Source organism: Lentzea xinjiangensis (assembly GCF_900110955.1).
In the GTDB taxonomy this organism is placed as follows: domain Bacteria; phylum Actinomycetota; class Actinomycetes; order Mycobacteriales; family Pseudonocardiaceae; genus Lentzea; species Lentzea xinjiangensis.
The window spans coordinates 130,672-144,652 of the sequence record NZ_FOFR01000018.1 but is presented as its reverse complement, the minus strand read 5'-3'; the positions used below and the strand labels follow the sequence as shown (position 1 = coordinate 144,652).

The following is a 13,981-nucleotide window of genomic DNA, read 5'->3' as shown; positions in this document are numbered from 1 at the left end:
CTCACTCGGCCGCGGAGTCGGCGGGGACGTCCGCCTCGAACTCGATGCGGGGACAGTCCTTCCACAGCCGCTCCAGGCCGTAGAAGCTGCGCTCCTCCGTGTGCTGCACGTGCACCACGACGTCCACGAAGTCCAGCAGCACCCATCGGCCCTCGCGGGCCCCTTCGCGGCGCACCGGCTTCGTGCCGGCCTCCCGCAGCTTCTCCTCGATGTTGTCGACGATCGCGCCGACCTGCCGCTCGTTGGGAGCGGACGCGATCACGAACACGTCCGTGATCACGAGCTGGTCGGAGACGTCGAGCACCGTCACGTCGTGCGCCTTCTTGTCGGCCGCTGCGTTCGCAGCGACCAGCGCCAGCCGTCGTGCCTCGTCGGTGGCTGCCACGTCACTCCTCTGACTTCCGGCGGGCGTCGATACGCCCACACGAGTTACTGAGGGTACCGGCGAGCGCCAAACGGCTACTTCGCGCGTAAGCATGACGAAGGCCACCTCAGTGCCCTGAGGTGGCCTTCACCTGCGTGGAGCTCAGAGCGGGCGGACCTGCTGGGCCTGCGGCCCCTTCTGGCCCTGGCCGACCTCAAACTCGACCTTCTGGTTCTCCTCGAGCGAGCGGAACCCCTTGGACTGGATCTCCGAGTAGTGCACGAAGACGTCAGCCGAACCGTCGTCGGGGGCGATGAAGCCGAAGCCCTTCTCGGCGTTGAACCACTTCACGGTGCCTGTAGCCAAAGTCTTGCCTTCCACGAACCAGCAACAACCCGCTGATTGTTGCTTCCCGAGCCCACGGATGCACGCAAAATCCGCTCGAACGTGGTTACGACTCGGAGTACAGGCCCGTTTTCGCGATGTACTGGACCACGCCGTCCGGAACCAGGTACCACACGGGCTGGCCGGAGGCGGTCCGCGCGCGGCACCCGGTCGACGAGATCGCCATGGCCGGGACCTCGACGAGCGAGACGGAGCCCGGCGGCAGGTGGCGGTCGTTCAGCGCGTAACCCGGCCGGGTTACCCCGATGAAGTGAGCGAGCTCGAACGCGTCCGCGGCGCGCTTCCACGACAGGATCTGCTCCAGCGCGTCGGCGCCGGTGATGAAGAACAGGTCCGCGTCGGGGTACTGCTCCTTCAGGTCGGTGAGGGTGTCCACGGTGTACGTCGGGCCGTCGCGGTCGATGTCCACCCGGCTGACCGAGAACCGGGGGTTCGAGGCCGTGGCGATGACCGTCATCAGGTAGCGGTCCTCGGCGGGCGAGACCTCCCGCGACGCCTTCTGCCAGGGCTGACCCGTCGGCACGAAGATGACCCGGTCGAGGTTGAACCTGGCCTGCACCTCGCTGGCGGCCACGAGGTGGCCGTGGTGGATGGGGTCGAACGTGCCCCCCATGACGCCGATGCGCATCGATCCAGCGTAGACCGGCGCCGGGCCGCTCCCGAGGCCCGGCGCCGGTCGTGCTGATCACACCGCACGGCCCGGGGGGAGGGCGGGCCGTTCGGGTCGCGGCCCACCCCGGAGCGGAGCCGCGCACTGGAGGAACGCGGGTCCGCGGCTCCCGTGACGCGACTCGGCCAAGATCTTCCCTACCAGGCCACGACCAGTTTCAGAGGTCCCCTGACGAGCGAGCCCTTGCGGAACTCGACCGGTTGCGCGAGCCGCAGACCGGGCATCCTGCGCACCAGCGTGCCGAGCGCGACCTGCAGCTCCATCCGCGCGAGCTGCGAGCCGAGGCAGAAGTGGATGCCGTGGCCGAACTGCAGGTGCTGGCCCACCTCGCGGTCCAGGTCCAGCTCGGCGCTGTTCGGGTAGACGGACTCGTCGTGGTTCGCCGACGACACGACCACCAGCACGGCGTCGCCTCCCTTCACCAGCGCGTTGCCGACCTGGACGTCCTCGGTCGCGATGCGGGTGAAGCCGGCGCCGCTGCCCAGCGGGATGAACCGCAGCAGCTCCTCGATCGCGTTCGGCAGCACAGCGGGGTCGTCCTGGAGGCGCTTCATGGCGTCCGGGTGCTCGAACAGCGTCACGACGCTGTTGGCCAGCATGTTCGCTGTCGTCTCGTGTCCCGCGACCAGCAACGTGATGCCGAACCGGACCAGTTCGTCCTCGGTCAGCCGGTCCTCGTTGTCCCGGGCGGCGACCAGCGCGCCCATCAGATCGTCCGTGGGATTCGCACGACGTTTGGCGACAAGGTCGACGAAGTAGGCGTGCAGCTTCATCATGCCGTGCATCGCTTCTTCCGGCGTGTAGCCGCCGACCGTGGACAGCACCTGGTTCGACCACATGCGGAAGTCGTCGCGGTCCTCGAACGGCACGCCGAGCAGCTCGCAGATGATCGTGATCGGGAACGGCATGGTGAAGCCCTCGACCAGGTCACCGGGGTTGTCCAGACGGTCGAGCAGCTCGTCGGTGATCTGCTGGGCGCGCGGACGCAGCTCCTCGATCCGGCGCACCGTGAACGCCTTGGACACCAACCGGCGCATGCGCGCGTGGTCCGCGCCGTCGTGCGTGAGGATGGAGCCGCCCGGTGCGATGAGGGGCTGCATCCTCGGCACGTCCCGCTCGACCGTCCTCGCACGGCTGAACCGCGGGTCACCGAGGACGAACTTCGTCTCTTCGTAGGACGTGACGAGCCAGCCCTCGCCTCCGTACGGGTACGTCACGCGCGAGACGGGCTCGTCGCGCCGTAACCGCGCGTACGTCGGATCGAGGGTCAGGCCGTCGGCTTCGGAGAACGGATACGTGGGAGCCATGCCTCCGAAGGTAGGACTATCCGCGCGGCCGCGTGTGGCCTTCGCCCCAGACGACCCATTTCGAGGACGTCAGCTCAGACAGGCCCATCGGACCGCGCGCGTGCAGCTTCTGCGTGGAGATGCCGATCTCCGCGCCCATGCCGAACTCCGCGCCGTCGGTGAACGCCGTGGAGGCGTTGACGAAGACCGCCGCCGCGTCCACACGGGCCGTGAACCTGCGTGCTGCTGCGACATCGTTCGTCACGATCGCTTCGCTGTGGCCGGAGCCGTACGTCGCGATGTGCCGCACGGCGTCGTCGAGGGAGTCGACGACCTTCGCCGCGATGTCGAGGCTCAGGTACTCGGTGCCCCAGTCGTCGTCGCCCGCCTGCACGACGTCGGGCTGCTGGGCGAACTGCTCGTCGCCGTGGATGGTGACGTTCTCCTGCTGCAACGCCTTGGTGATGCGCGGGACGAACTCCGCCGCGACGTCCTTGTGCACCAGCAGGGACTCCGCCGCGTTGCACACGCTGGTGCGCCGCGTCTTGGCGTTGAGGACGATCGCCTCGGCCATGTCGAGGTCGGCGTTCGCGTCGACGTAGACGTGGCAGTTGCCGACGCCGGTCTCGATCGTGGGAACCGTGGCCTGCTCGACGACGGCGTTGATCAGGCCAGCGCCACCGCGCGGGATCACCAGGTCGACCAGGCCGCGCGCGGTGATGAGGTGCGTGACGGACGCGCGGTCGTGGCAGGGCAGCAGCTGCACGCAGTCGGCCGGCAGGTGCACGCTTTCGAGCGCATCGCGCAGGACGGCGACGAGCGTGGTGTTGGAGCGCTCGGCGGTCGAGGAACCTCGCAGCAGCGCGGCGTTGCCCGACTTCAGCGCGAGGCCTGCGGCGTCGACCGTGACGTTCGGGCGGCCTTCGTAGACCATGCCGACGACGCCCATCGGGACGCGGACCTGCCTGAGCTCCAGCCCGTTCGGCAACGTGCTGCCGCGCAGCACCTCGCCGACCGGGTCGGCCTGCACCGCGACGGTCTCCAGGGCCTTGGCCACGCCTTCCACCCGCGCTTCGGTCAGCGCGAGGCGGTCGAGGATGCCCTCCGGGAGACCGGCGGCCTCGCCTGCTGCGAGGTCCTCGCGGTTGGCCGCGATGATCTCCGGCGCGCGCCTGCGGAGGGCGGCGGCCATCTCGTGCAGCGCGGCGTCCTTGCGCTCACGGGTGGCGAGGACGAGTTCGTCGGCGGCAACGCGGGCGCGGCGGGCTGCGGCGTGCACCTGGTCGCGCAGGTCATCAGTCACGCCGAACAGCTTACGACCAGCGGCGGAGCGTCCAAACCGGTTTCAGGCCCCGCCCAGCACCCCCGCGCCCCGCTGTCACCAGCAACAAGAGCCCCGACACCTGTCCGCGAGTTCGCGTCGGTCGTCCGGTCACCTCTTCGGGTCAACCGCCGCAGGCGATTCGGCCCGAAGCGGTGACCGGATGACCGACTTCCCGGCGAACTCGCCGCCGCTGCGAAGCCGCGGCCATCGAACACTGCCGGCACCGCCTGGCAAGCTTGCTCCGCCCCGACACCTGTCCGCGAGTTCGCGTCGGTCGTCCGGTCACCTCTTCGGGTCGACCGCCGCAGGCGATTCGGCCCGAAGCGGTGGCCGGATGACCGACTCCCCGGCGAACTCGCCGCCGCCTGCAAAGCAGCGGCAATCCAACACTGCGATTCGGCCCGAAGCGGTGGCCGGATGACCGACTCCCCGGCGAACTCGCCGCCGCTGCGAAGCAGCGGCCATCGAACACTGTCGGTACCGCCTGGCAAGCTGCTCCCCATGGACGACATCGCGTTGCGAGAACTGGCGGAGGAGCGGCTCCGGGCACTGGCGGGCCCGGAGGCGGTGCTGCGCGAGGACCAGTGGACCGCGATCCACACCCTCGTCGCCGGGCGGCGCAGGGCGCTCGTCGTGCAACGCACCGGCTGGGGCAAGTCGGCCGTGTACTTCATCGCCACGGCGTTGCTGCGCCAGCTCGGCGAGGGGCCCACGGTCATCGTGTCACCGCTGCTCGCGTTGATGCGCAACCAGATCGACGCCGCGGCGCGGGCCGGCGTGCACGCGGTGACGATCAACTCGGCGAACCCCGGTGAGTGGGACGCCGTGCAGGAGCAGGTCGCGGCCGGCGAGGTCGACGTGCTCCTGGTGAGCCCGGAGCGGTTGAACAACCCCGACTTCCGCGACGCGGTGCTGCCGTCGCTGACGGCGTCGGCGGGGCTGCTGGTCGTCGACGAGGCGCACTGCATCTCGGACTGGGGGCACGACTTCCGGCCGGACTACCGCAGGTTGCGGACGTTGCTGGCGGAGCTGCCGCAGGGGGTGCCCGTGCTGGCGACGACGGCGACGGCCAACGACCGGGTGGTGCACGACGTCACCGAGCAGCTCGGGCTCGGCGCCGACGAGGGCACCCTGGTGCTGCGCGGGCCGCTCGACCGCGACAGCCTGCGCCTCTCGGTCGCGTTGCTGCCCACCGCGGAGTCGCGCCTGGGGTGGCTCGCGGAACAGCTCGACCGGCTGCCCGGTTCCGGGATCATCTACACGCTCACGGTCGCGGCGGCCGACGACATCGCGGCGTTCCTGGCCTCGCGCGGTTTCGCGGTGGCGGCGTACTCGGGCAAGACCGACCCGGCCGAACGCGAGCGCGCCGAGGAGGACCTGCTGAACAACCGGGTCAAGGCGCTCGTCGCCACCTCGGCCCTGGGCATGGGTTTCGACAAGCCGGACCTGGGGTTCGTCGTCCACGTCGGCGCGCCGTCCTCCCCCATCGCGTACTACCAGCAGATCGGCCGGGCGGGCCGTGGCGTCGACCGCGCCGAGGTGATCCTGCTGCCGGGTCACGAGGACCGCGACATCTGGGCGTACTTCGCCTCGCTCGCCTTCCCCGCCGAGACGGTGGTGCGGCAGGTGCTGGCCGCGCTCGACGGGGCGGGCAGGCCCCTGTCGACCGCCGCCCTGGAGCCGATGGTCGAACTGTCGCGCGGGCGGCTCGAAGTCGTGCTGAAGGTGCTCGACGTCGACGGCGCGGTCCGCCGCGTGCGCGGTGGCTGGGAGTCGACCGGACGGCCGTGGGAGTACGACGGCGAACGGTACGCGCGCATCGCGCAAGCGCGGAAAGCCGAGCAGCAGGTCATGATCGAGTACCAGCGGACCTCGCTGTGCCGGATGAAGTTCCTGCAGGACCAGCTCGACGACCCGAGCGCGCACGACTGCGGTCGTTGCGACAACTGCACGGGCGAACGGCTGTCGGTCGAGGTCTCGGAGGTGGCGGCGGAAGCGGCGCGCGAACGCCTGCTGCGGCCGGGTCTCGACGTCGCCCCGCGCAAGATGTGGCCGACCGGCATGGCCGCGATCGGTGTGCCGCTGTCCGGCAAGATCCCCGCCTCCGAGGTGGCGGCCACGGGACGGGCGCTCGGCCGCCTCACCGACATCGGCTGGGGCAACCGGCTGAGGGACCTCCTCGCCGACGGGACCGACCGGGAGATCCCGGACGACGTGTTCGCGGCGTGCGTGAAGGTGCTGTCGGCCTGGGGCTGGGAGGAGCGGCCGGTCGGCGTGGTGACCGTCGGGTCCCGGCGCCGCCCCGCCCTGGTCGGCAGCTTCGGGCAGAAGATCGCGTCCATCGGCAGGCTGCCGCTGCTCGGCACGGTGTGGCTCGGCGAGTCCACGCACCGGGCGAACTCCGCCCAGCGGCTCGCCGGGCTCGTGCGGGCGGGCGAGACGCCCGACGTGTCCGGTGTGGACGGTCCGGTGCTGTTGCTGGACGACCACATCGACACCGGGTGGACGATGACCGTGGCGGCCCGGATGCTCAGGCAGGAGGGCGTGCCCGCGGTGCTGCCGTTCGCGCTGGCGGTGACGAACTGACCTCGGCGGCCGGCCGGGTGTGGCACTGTTCCGGTCATGACTCCGGACGTCGTGCGGTTCCGGCAGGCCGACCTGCTCGCAGGCCTCTACCGGCGCTTCGGGCCGGTCGTGCGGGTGGGCCCGTACACCTACCTGCTCGGGCCGGAGGCGAACCGGTTCGTGTTCGCCCACGCCGAGCTGTTCGAGGTGGAGCGGGCGTTCCAGTCGCTCGTGCCGGTGGACGGGCCCACGTCGTTGATCGTCAGCGACGGGGAGGACCACCAGCGGCGGCGCCGGCTCGTGCAGCCGGCGCTGGCACATCGGCAGATCGCGGGTTACGTGCCGGTCATGCGCGCGAACGCGGAGGCGGCGGTCGAGGCGTGGCGGCCCGGTGCCGTGGTCGACGTCTACCAGGAGTTCCGGCGGGCGATCCGGCGCAGCACGATCCACGCGTTGTTCGGCGAGGAGCTGGCGCGGGACTCGGACTTCTTCGGGGCGCACCTGCAGGTGCTGATCAACCTCATCGACCGCAACCCGGCGGTGGTCACGTGGCTTCGCCGGACGAAGGCACCGGCCTGGCGCAACGCGATGCGGGCGCGCAGAGCCGTTGACGCGCGTGTTTACCGCGCGATCGAGGAGGCGCGCCAAGGCGCGATGGCCAGTGGTGTGCTCACCTCTCTCGTGCAGAGCGACGGTCTGAGCGATCTGGAGGTGCGTGACCAGGTCGTCACGCTGATCGCGGCCGGGTACGAGACGACCAGCGGCGCGATGGCCTGGGCGATTTTCAACCTGTTGCGGCACAACGGGGTCTGGGAGCGCGCGCAGGAGGACGACGACTACCTGGCGAACGTCGTCAACGAGACGTTGCGGCTGTATCCGCCGGCGGTGGTGTCGGCACGGGTCGCGGCGCAGCCCTTCGAGTTCGCCGGGAAGAAGATCAAGCAGGGCACGTTCCTGCTGTACAGCCTGTACGTCACGCACCGGCTCGCCGAGGTGTGGCCGGATCCGCTGCGGTTCGACCCCGGCCGGTGGGAGCGCAAGCCCGCGCCGCACGAGTTCCTGCCCTTCGGCGGCGGACCGCACCGGTGCATCGGCGCCGGGCTCGCCACGACCGAGCTGACCGTGATGCTGAGGGTGTTGTTGCAGGGGCCCAGACCGGAGCTCCTCCCCCAGCGCGTCACGCCGGCCGGGCTGGCCGCCATGCGCCCCAGGCACGGCCTCAGAATCCGAGTAGCAGGCTGACCGTCGAGGCGAGGCAGGCGAGACCGCGCACGTGGTTCCAGAGCGTCCACTTGCGCAGGTACTCGGGCCAGTAGGCGTCATCGGTCCGTTCGAGGCGGTTGTTCATCGGCACGTTGACGACCATGGTCAGCAGGAAGCAGCCGACGACGTAGAGCAGCCCGCCCGCGATCCGGCCCTGGAAGACCTCGACGCCGCACAGGACGGCGGTGCCGGCGAACAGCAGCAGGAACACCGGGTTCTGGATGCGCACGTTGATCCGGCGCATGGCACCGCGGGCGCCGTCGGGCGGCAGGTCCGCGAGGCCCGGCATGACGGCGACGGAGAAGGCCGCGAAGATGCCGGCCATCAGGCCGGTGGCGGCGGCTGTGATCAACGTGACGGTCCCCATGGCACTTAACTGTGTCCCGCCAGCGCCGGACCATCAATGACAATTCATCGCACGCGCTTGCTCGTTCGTCCAGAATCAACGCCATGAGCGACCCGCTGGGCGAGGCACTGCACCTGTTGAGGATGTCCGGCACCTTCTACTGCCGCAACGAGCTCACCGAGCCGTGGGGCCTGACGATGCCCGACATGGCCGACTGCCTGTGGTTCCACGTCCTCACCAGCGGCCGCTGCGACGTCGAGGTCGACGGCGAGATCACCTCGCTCGAACCCGGCGACGTGCTGCTCGTCCCCGGAGGGCAGAGCCACCGGCTCTTCCACGGCGAGGCGGAGTCACCGTTGGTCACGACGTTGCCGCACACCTTCGAGACCAGCAACTACGCGATCCTGCGGCACGGTGCCGGTGGGGCCATGACACACCTCGTGTGTGGTGCTGTGCGGTTCGACGACCCGGCGGCGAAGCACCTCGTCGACGTGTTGCCGCACATGCTGTGCGTGCGGCGCGCCGACGACATGCGCGCCACGATCGACCTGATGGCCGCCGAGGCGAGGACCCTGCGGCCCGGCGGCGAGGCGGTCATCACCCGGCTCGCGGACGTGCTGGTGATCCAGACGATCCGCTCGTGGCTCGCCACCGACCCGGCGGCACGCACCGGGTGGCTGGGGGCGTTGCAGGATCAGCAGATCGGGCGGGCACTCGCGCTGATCCACCGCGATCCCGCCCAGCCGTGGACCGTGGAACGCCTCGCGCACCAGACCGCGATGTCCCGGTCGGCGTTCGCGGCGCGGTTCACCGGACTCGTCGGCGAACCGGCCATGCGGTACGTCACGCGGTGGCGCATGCACGTCGCGATGAACCGCTTGCGGGACCGTGACAGCACCGTCAGCGAGATCGCACGAGGCCTCGGATACGAGTCGGAGGCTGCCTTCAGCCGTGCGTTCAAACGGATCGTCGGCGTCTCCCCCGGTCAGGCTCGGGCGGGCTGAAGCAGGTCCCAGCGGTTGCCGTAGAGGTCCTCGAACACAGCCACACGGCCGTAGACCTCATTGCGCGGCGTCTCCAGGAAACGCACGCCGAACTCGGTCATCCGCGTGTGGTCGCGGTCGAAGTCGTCGGTGGTGAGGAAGAACCCGACCCGGCCACCGGTCTGGTCGCCCACCCGTGCCCGCTGCTCCTCCGCGTCGGCCTGCGCCAGCAACAGCGACGCTCCCGCGCCGGCCGACACCACGACCCAGCGCTTGTCGCCCTGCGGAACGTCCTCGACCAGCGTGAAACCGAGCCCCTCGACGTAGAAGCGGATCGCCTCGTCGTAGTCGCGGACCACCAACGTCACCAAACCAACAGATCGCACGCTGATGATTATCAACGACGGGACATGTACTCCACTCCGTCGCCGTATGTGATTGGGTGCCTCCATGGCGGTTACATCGGAGAAGCATCGACTGCCCGTGCGCACCCTTGTCGCCTCCTCCGCGGGCAACGCGGTGGAGTGGTACGACTGGGGCATCTACACGGCGTTCAGCATCTACTTCGCCACGCAGATCTTCCCTTCCGGCAACGAGACCGCCGCTCTGCTGAGCACGCTCGCCACGTTCGCGCTCGCCTTCTTCTTCCGCCCGCTCGGCGGTTACCTGCTCGGGCGGTTCGCCGACCTCAGGGGCCGCCGCACCGCGATGCTGCTGACGATCGTGCTGATGTCCGGCGGTTCCGTCGTGATCGGCCTGCTGCCGACGTTCGAGCAGGTCGGATGGCTCTCCCCGGCGTTGCTGGTGCTCGCCCGCATCGCCCAGGGCATGGCGCTGGGCGGGGAGGTCTCGAACGCGTCGGCCTACCTCGCCGAGATCGCGCCCGCCGGGCACCGCGGCCGCTACTCGTCGTTCTTCTACATCTCGACCGGCGCGGCGGTGCTGATCGCGTCGCTGCTGGGATTCTTCCTGTCCCGCAACCTCGACAAGGCCGCGATGGCCTCCTACGGCTGGCGCGTGCCGTTCCTGATCGGCGGCGTGCTCGGCCTGATCGGGCTGTGGCTGCGACGCGAGCTCAAGGAGACCGAGCAGTTCGAGGAGAACCGGGCCAAGGCGGAAAGCCTGCGCAACCCGCTGCTGACCACGCTCAAAGAACACCCGAAAGCCGTCGGCCAGCTCATCGGCGTCACGCTGCTCTCCACGCTGAGCTTCTACACGTTCTTCTCGGCGCTCACGCCGTTCGCCGTGAAGACCAAGGGCGCCAACGACATCGACGTGTTCCTGGCGTTGTCGATCGGCACGGTCGTGTTCATCGCGCTGCAGTACCCGATGGGCTGGCTCGCCGACCGCTACGGCCGCAAACCGCAGATGCTGGTGTGGTCCGCGGCGATGGCCCTGTTCGTCGTGCCGCTCTCGACACTGGTCCAACCGGGGCTCGCGAACCTCGTGGTCGTGTTCGCCGTCGGGCTCGGGCTCTACACGGCGCTCACGTCGATCGCGCCCGCGATCATGAGCGAGCTGTTCCCGACCGAGCTGCGCGGGCTCGGCATCGGCGCCTGGTACAACCTCACCGTCGCGCTGTTCGGCGGCACGGCCCCGCTGGTCATCCAGGCAGTCGGCGGAACCGTGTTCTTCTGGTACGTCGCGGTGAGCGCGGTGATCACGTTCCTGGTGGTGCTCACGCTTCCGGAGACAAGGGGTGTTCGGTTGAGCTGAGGCAGAACTCGTTGCCCTCCGGGTCGCTCAGCACGAACCAGATGCCGTCGCGGCTCACCACCGAGGCACCCAGGCCGACGAGCCGCTCCACCTCGGCCTCGACGTCGTCGCACCACAGGTCGACGTGCACGCGGTTCTTCACCGTCTTCGGCTCCGGCACGCGGTTGAAGAAGAACCGCGGCGACCCGTCGAGCAACACCGACGGGTCGTCCTCGGGATCGTCGATCCCCATGCTGCGCAACCGGGCCAGCTCGACGTCGCCGTACGGCGCGATCTCGTGGTCGTCGAGCGCCTGCGCCCAGAACCGGGCGAGCGACGCGGGATGGGCGCAGTCGATGACAACGTCGTGCATCCGGGCCATGCGACCGACATTAGCGGTGCAGCGGCACCAGATCATCCGCGTGCACGACCTCGCGGCGCTGCTCCTCCGGCAGGTCGTGGGTCTTGCGGCCGACCAGCGACGGCAGCTCGGCGGAGTCGTAGCCGACCACGCCGCGGGCCACGACCTCGCCCGCGAGGCTGACCAGCTCCACGACGTCGCCCGCCTCGAAGTCGCCGTCCACACCGGTGATCCCCGCCGCCAGCAACGACCGCCGCCTCCCGACGACCGCGGCGACCGCGCCGTCGTCGAGGTGCAGGCGGCCGTTCGCGTCGGTCGCGTAGCCGAGCCAGAAGCGGCGCGCGGTGAGGCGCGGACCCGTGGCGGCGAACGCCGTGCCGACGTCGGCGGAGGTCAGGGCGCGGTGCGCCTCGGCGGCACCGGTCAGCAGCACCGGGATGCCCGCAGAGGACGCCAGCCGGGCAGCGGCGAGCTTGGAGGCCATGCCGCCGGTGCCGAGCCCGGACGCGCCGGCGGTACCGGCCCGCACACCGTCCACGTCGGAGGCCGAGGCCACCTCGGAGATGCGCACCGCACCGGGCTCGCGCGGATCGCCCGAGTAGAGAGCATCCACGTCGGACAGCAGGAACAACGCGTCCGCGCCGGTCAGGTGCGCGACGAGCGCGGCGAGCCGGTCGTTGTCGCCGAAGCGGATCTCCTCGGTGGCGACGGTGTCGTTCTCGTTCACGACCGGCACCGCGCCCAGGGCCAGCAGGCGGTCGAACGTGCGCTGCGCGTTGCGGTAGTGCGAGCGCCGCACCACGTCGTCGGCGGTCAGCAGGACCTGCCCGACCGTCAGCGAGTAGCGCCCGAACGAGTTCGCGTAGGCGTGCGCCAGCGTGAGCTGGCCGACGCTGGCCGCGGCCTGCTGGGTGGCGAGGTCACGCGGGCGGCGGGACAGCTTCAGCGGCGCCAGCCCGGCCGCGATCGCACCGGACGACACCAGCACGACCTGGCTGCCCGCGGCGGCCCTGGCGGCGAGGGCGTCGACCAGCGCGTCGAGACGCGCCGGGTCGAGGCCGCCCGCGGCCGTCGTCAGGGAGGAAGAACCGACCTTCACCACGATCCGGCTCGCCGAGGCGATCGCGGTACGAGCTTGGGAGACCACGGGGGCCGTCACCGTTACTCCTCGTCGAAGTCGTCGCCGTAGTCTCCGGGTGCGCGGCGGGCCTTCTTCAGGGCCTTGCGCTCGGTGGCGCCGATGCGGTCGTTGCGCTCGAGGCGGACGTCCGTGCCACGCCCGGTCATCGTCATCGCGATACCGGCCGGGGTCGTCGGCTCCCAGTCGAACACCAGGTCGCCGATGGTGACCTGGCAGCCGGGGATGGCGCCCATCTTCACGAGCTTGTCCTCGACGCCCAGCCTGTGCAGGCGGTCCGCGAGGTAACCGACGGCTTCGTCGTTGGAGAAGTCGGTCTGGCGGATCCAGCGCTCGGGGCGGTCGCCCCGCACGATGAAGCCACCCTCGACCGAGGGGTCCTCGGTCACGGTGAAGCCCTCGTCGTCCACGGCGGTCGGCCGCAGCACGACGCGGGTCGATTCCTTCTTCGGCTGGGCCTCGCGGTACTCGCGCACGACCTCGGCCAGCTTGAACGTCAGCTCGCGCAGGCCCTTGCGGGAGACGGTCGACACCTCGAAGACCGGCAGGCCGCGGGCCTCGATCTCCGGGCGGACGATGTCGGCGAGGTCCTGGGCGTCCGGGATGTCGACCTTGTTGAGGATCACCACGCGCGGGCGGTCCTCGAAGTTGCCGCCGAGCGCCGGGGTGTACTCCGCGAGCTCGTTCTCCAGCGCGTCGATGTCCGCGATCGGGTCGCGGCCGGCCTCGTACGTCGCGCAGTCGACGACGTGCGCGAGAACGGCGGTGCGCTCGATGTGGCGCAGGAAGTCGAGGCCGAGCCCCTTGCCCTGCGAGGCGCCGGGGATCAGGCCGGGGACGTCCGCCATCGTGAAGATGGTGTCGCCCGCGGTGATCACGCCGAGGTTCGGCACCAGCGTGGTGAACGGGTAGTCGGCGATCTTCGGCTTGGCCGCCGACAGCACCGAGATCAGCGACGACTTGCCGGCCGACGGGAAGCCGAGCAGACCGACGTCCGCGACGGACTTGAGCTCCAGCACCAGGTCGCGCGTCTCGCCCGGCTCGCCGAGCAGCGCGAAACCGGGGGCCTTGCGCGCCTTGGACGCGAGCGCGGCGTTGCCGAGGCCACCACGGCCACCGGCGGCGGCGATGAGCTGGGTGCCCTCGCCGACGAGGTCGGCGAGGATCTCGCCGTCCTCGGTCAGCACCACGGTGCCGTCCGGGACGCGCAGGATCAGGTCCTCGCCGTTCGCGCCGTCGCGGTTCGCGCCGGCGCCCGCCTTGCCGCTGGTGGCGGAGGCGTGCGGGCGGAAGTGGAAGTCGAGCAGGGTGTGCACCTGGGAGTCGACGACGAGGATGACGTCGCCGCCCTTGCCGCCGTTGCCGCCGTCCGGGCCGCCGAGCGGCTTGAACTTCTCGCGATGCACGGAAGCGCAACCGTTGCCCCCGTTGCCGGCGGCAGCGTGGATCACCACCCGGTCTACGAAGCGGGCCACGGAACTACTTCCTCTCAAACGCCATGTACGCGCGCGGACATGGCGCGTACACACAACTCTGTTTCACAAAACAGCGAGGGGCGAGCCGGTTGACCGGTCCCGCCCC

The 13,981-nt window shown here is 70.3% G+C and carries 14 protein-coding genes; 4 read left to right on the top strand and 10 right to left on the bottom strand.

Annotated elements, in window-relative coordinates:
• Nucleotide 1 precedes the first annotated feature (1 nt).
• The 5 genes from rsfS to BMW88_RS31105 all read right to left on the bottom strand — a co-directional run bounded on the left by rsfS (nt 2) and on the right by BMW88_RS31105 (nt 4,028).
• The gene (gene rsfS / locus BMW88_RS31125; protein WP_089957632.1) at nt 2–385 is read right to left on the bottom strand and encodes a ribosome silencing factor; all 384 of its coding nucleotides are present in this window, start codon (nt 383–385) and stop codon (nt 2–4) included.
• A 141-nt stretch (nt 386–526) separates the two neighbouring features.
• Nucleotides 527–730, bottom strand: coding sequence for a transcription antiterminator/RNA stability regulator CspE (gene cspE, locus BMW88_RS31120; protein ID WP_030468099.1), 204 nt, complete (start codon nt 728–730; stop codon nt 527–529).
• Between the two features lie 85 nt (nt 731–815).
• Nucleotides 816–1,397, bottom strand: a complete 582-nt coding sequence (gene nadD / locus BMW88_RS31115; RefSeq protein WP_089957628.1) for a nicotinate-nucleotide adenylyltransferase — start codon at nt 1,395–1,397, stop codon at nt 816–818.
• 179 nt (nt 1,398–1,576) lie between these two features.
• On the bottom strand, nt 1,577–2,746 hold the full coding sequence (locus tag BMW88_RS31110) for a cytochrome P450 (RefSeq protein WP_089957624.1): 1,170 nt from the start codon (nt 2,744–2,746) through the stop codon (nt 1,577–1,579).
• 16 nt (nt 2,747–2,762) lie between these two features.
• Nucleotides 2,763–4,028, bottom strand: coding sequence for a glutamate-5-semialdehyde dehydrogenase (locus BMW88_RS31105; RefSeq protein WP_245778174.1), 1,266 nt, complete (start codon nt 4,026–4,028; stop codon nt 2,763–2,765).
• Between the two features lie 522 nt (nt 4,029–4,550).
• On the opposite strand from BMW88_RS31105, the gene BMW88_RS31100 reads away from it, so the two are divergent.
• Nucleotides 4,551–6,635, top strand: a complete 2,085-nt coding sequence (locus BMW88_RS31100) for a RecQ family ATP-dependent DNA helicase (protein ID WP_089957619.1) — start codon at nt 4,551–4,553, stop codon at nt 6,633–6,635.
• 36 nt (nt 6,636–6,671) lie between these two features.
• Complete coding sequence (locus BMW88_RS31095; protein WP_218148262.1) at nt 6,672–7,856, top strand: cytochrome P450; 1,185 nt, start codon at nt 6,672–6,674, stop codon at nt 7,854–7,856.
• Here the strand turns inward: BMW88_RS31095 and BMW88_RS31090 are convergent.
• Nucleotides 7,834–8,244, bottom strand: a complete 411-nt coding sequence (locus BMW88_RS31090) for an anthrone oxygenase family protein (protein ID WP_089957617.1) — start codon at nt 8,242–8,244, stop codon at nt 7,834–7,836. The two genes, BMW88_RS31095 and BMW88_RS31090, sit on opposite strands and share 23 nt — an antisense overlap.
• 83 nt (nt 8,245–8,327) lie before the next feature.
• Here BMW88_RS31090 and BMW88_RS31085 point away from each other — a divergent pair, with 83 nt between their 5' ends.
• Nucleotides 8,328–9,227, top strand: coding sequence for an AraC family transcriptional regulator (locus tag BMW88_RS31085; RefSeq protein ID WP_089957614.1), 900 nt, complete (start codon nt 8,328–8,330; stop codon nt 9,225–9,227).
• Here BMW88_RS31085 and BMW88_RS31080 read toward each other — a convergent pair.
• A complete protein-coding gene (locus BMW88_RS31080; RefSeq protein ID WP_089957611.1) occupies nt 9,209–9,592 on the bottom strand; it encodes a VOC family protein in 384 nt (127 codons plus the stop codon). The two genes, BMW88_RS31085 and BMW88_RS31080, sit on opposite strands and share 19 nt — an antisense overlap.
• Before the next feature lie 64 nt (nt 9,593–9,656).
• On the opposite strand from BMW88_RS31080, the gene BMW88_RS31075 reads away from it, so the two are divergent.
• Nucleotides 9,657–10,922 (top strand): MFS transporter, encoded by a 1,266-nt coding sequence (locus tag BMW88_RS31075; protein ID WP_089957608.1) that lies wholly within the window; start codon nt 9,657–9,659, stop codon nt 10,920–10,922.
• Here BMW88_RS31075 and BMW88_RS31070 read toward each other — a convergent pair.
• From BMW88_RS31070 to obgE, 3 genes are read right to left on the bottom strand one after another with little or no spacing between them, the layout of a single operon-like run.
• Entirely contained in the window at nt 10,885–11,274 is a 390-nt protein-coding gene (locus BMW88_RS31070; RefSeq protein ID WP_342715256.1) for a VOC family protein, read from the bottom strand. The two genes, BMW88_RS31075 and BMW88_RS31070, sit on opposite strands and share 38 nt — an antisense overlap.
• A gap of 19 nt (nt 11,275–11,293) precedes the next feature.
• Entirely contained in the window at nt 11,294–12,421 is a 1,128-nt protein-coding gene (proB, locus tag BMW88_RS31065; RefSeq protein WP_089957601.1) for a glutamate 5-kinase, read from the bottom strand.
• 2 nt (nt 12,422–12,423) lie between these two features.
• Nucleotides 12,424–13,875, bottom strand: coding sequence for a GTPase ObgE (gene obgE / locus BMW88_RS31060; RefSeq protein WP_089957598.1), 1,452 nt, complete (start codon nt 13,873–13,875; stop codon nt 12,424–12,426).
• Nucleotides 13,876–13,981 lie beyond the last annotated feature (106 nt).

Bases quoted from the DNA above. Each gene is read 5' to 3' on its own strand.
- BMW88_RS31110 (WP_089957624.1), bottom strand. From the start codon at position 2,746: ATGGCTCCCACGTATCCGTTCTCCGAAGCCGACGGCCTGACCCTCGAT.
- BMW88_RS31095 (WP_218148262.1), top strand. From the start codon at position 6,672: ATGACTCCGGACGTCGTGCGGTTCCGGCAGGCCGACCTGCTCGCAGGC.
- BMW88_RS31070 (WP_342715256.1), bottom strand. From the start codon at position 11,274: ATGCACGACGTTGTCATCGACTGCGCCCATCCCGCGTCGCTCGCCCGG.
- nadD (WP_089957628.1), bottom strand. From the start codon at position 1,397: ATGCGCATCGGCGTCATGGGGGGCACGTTCGACCCCATCCACCACGGC.
- BMW88_RS31100 (WP_089957619.1), top strand. From the start codon at position 4,551: ATGGACGACATCGCGTTGCGAGAACTGGCGGAGGAGCGGCTCCGGGCA.
- BMW88_RS31085 (WP_089957614.1), top strand. From the start codon at position 8,328: ATGAGCGACCCGCTGGGCGAGGCACTGCACCTGTTGAGGATGTCCGGC.
- BMW88_RS31075 (WP_089957608.1), top strand. From the start codon at position 9,657: ATGGCGGTTACATCGGAGAAGCATCGACTGCCCGTGCGCACCCTTGTC.
- BMW88_RS31090 (WP_089957617.1), bottom strand. From the start codon at position 8,244: ATGGGGACCGTCACGTTGATCACAGCCGCCGCCACCGGCCTGATGGCC.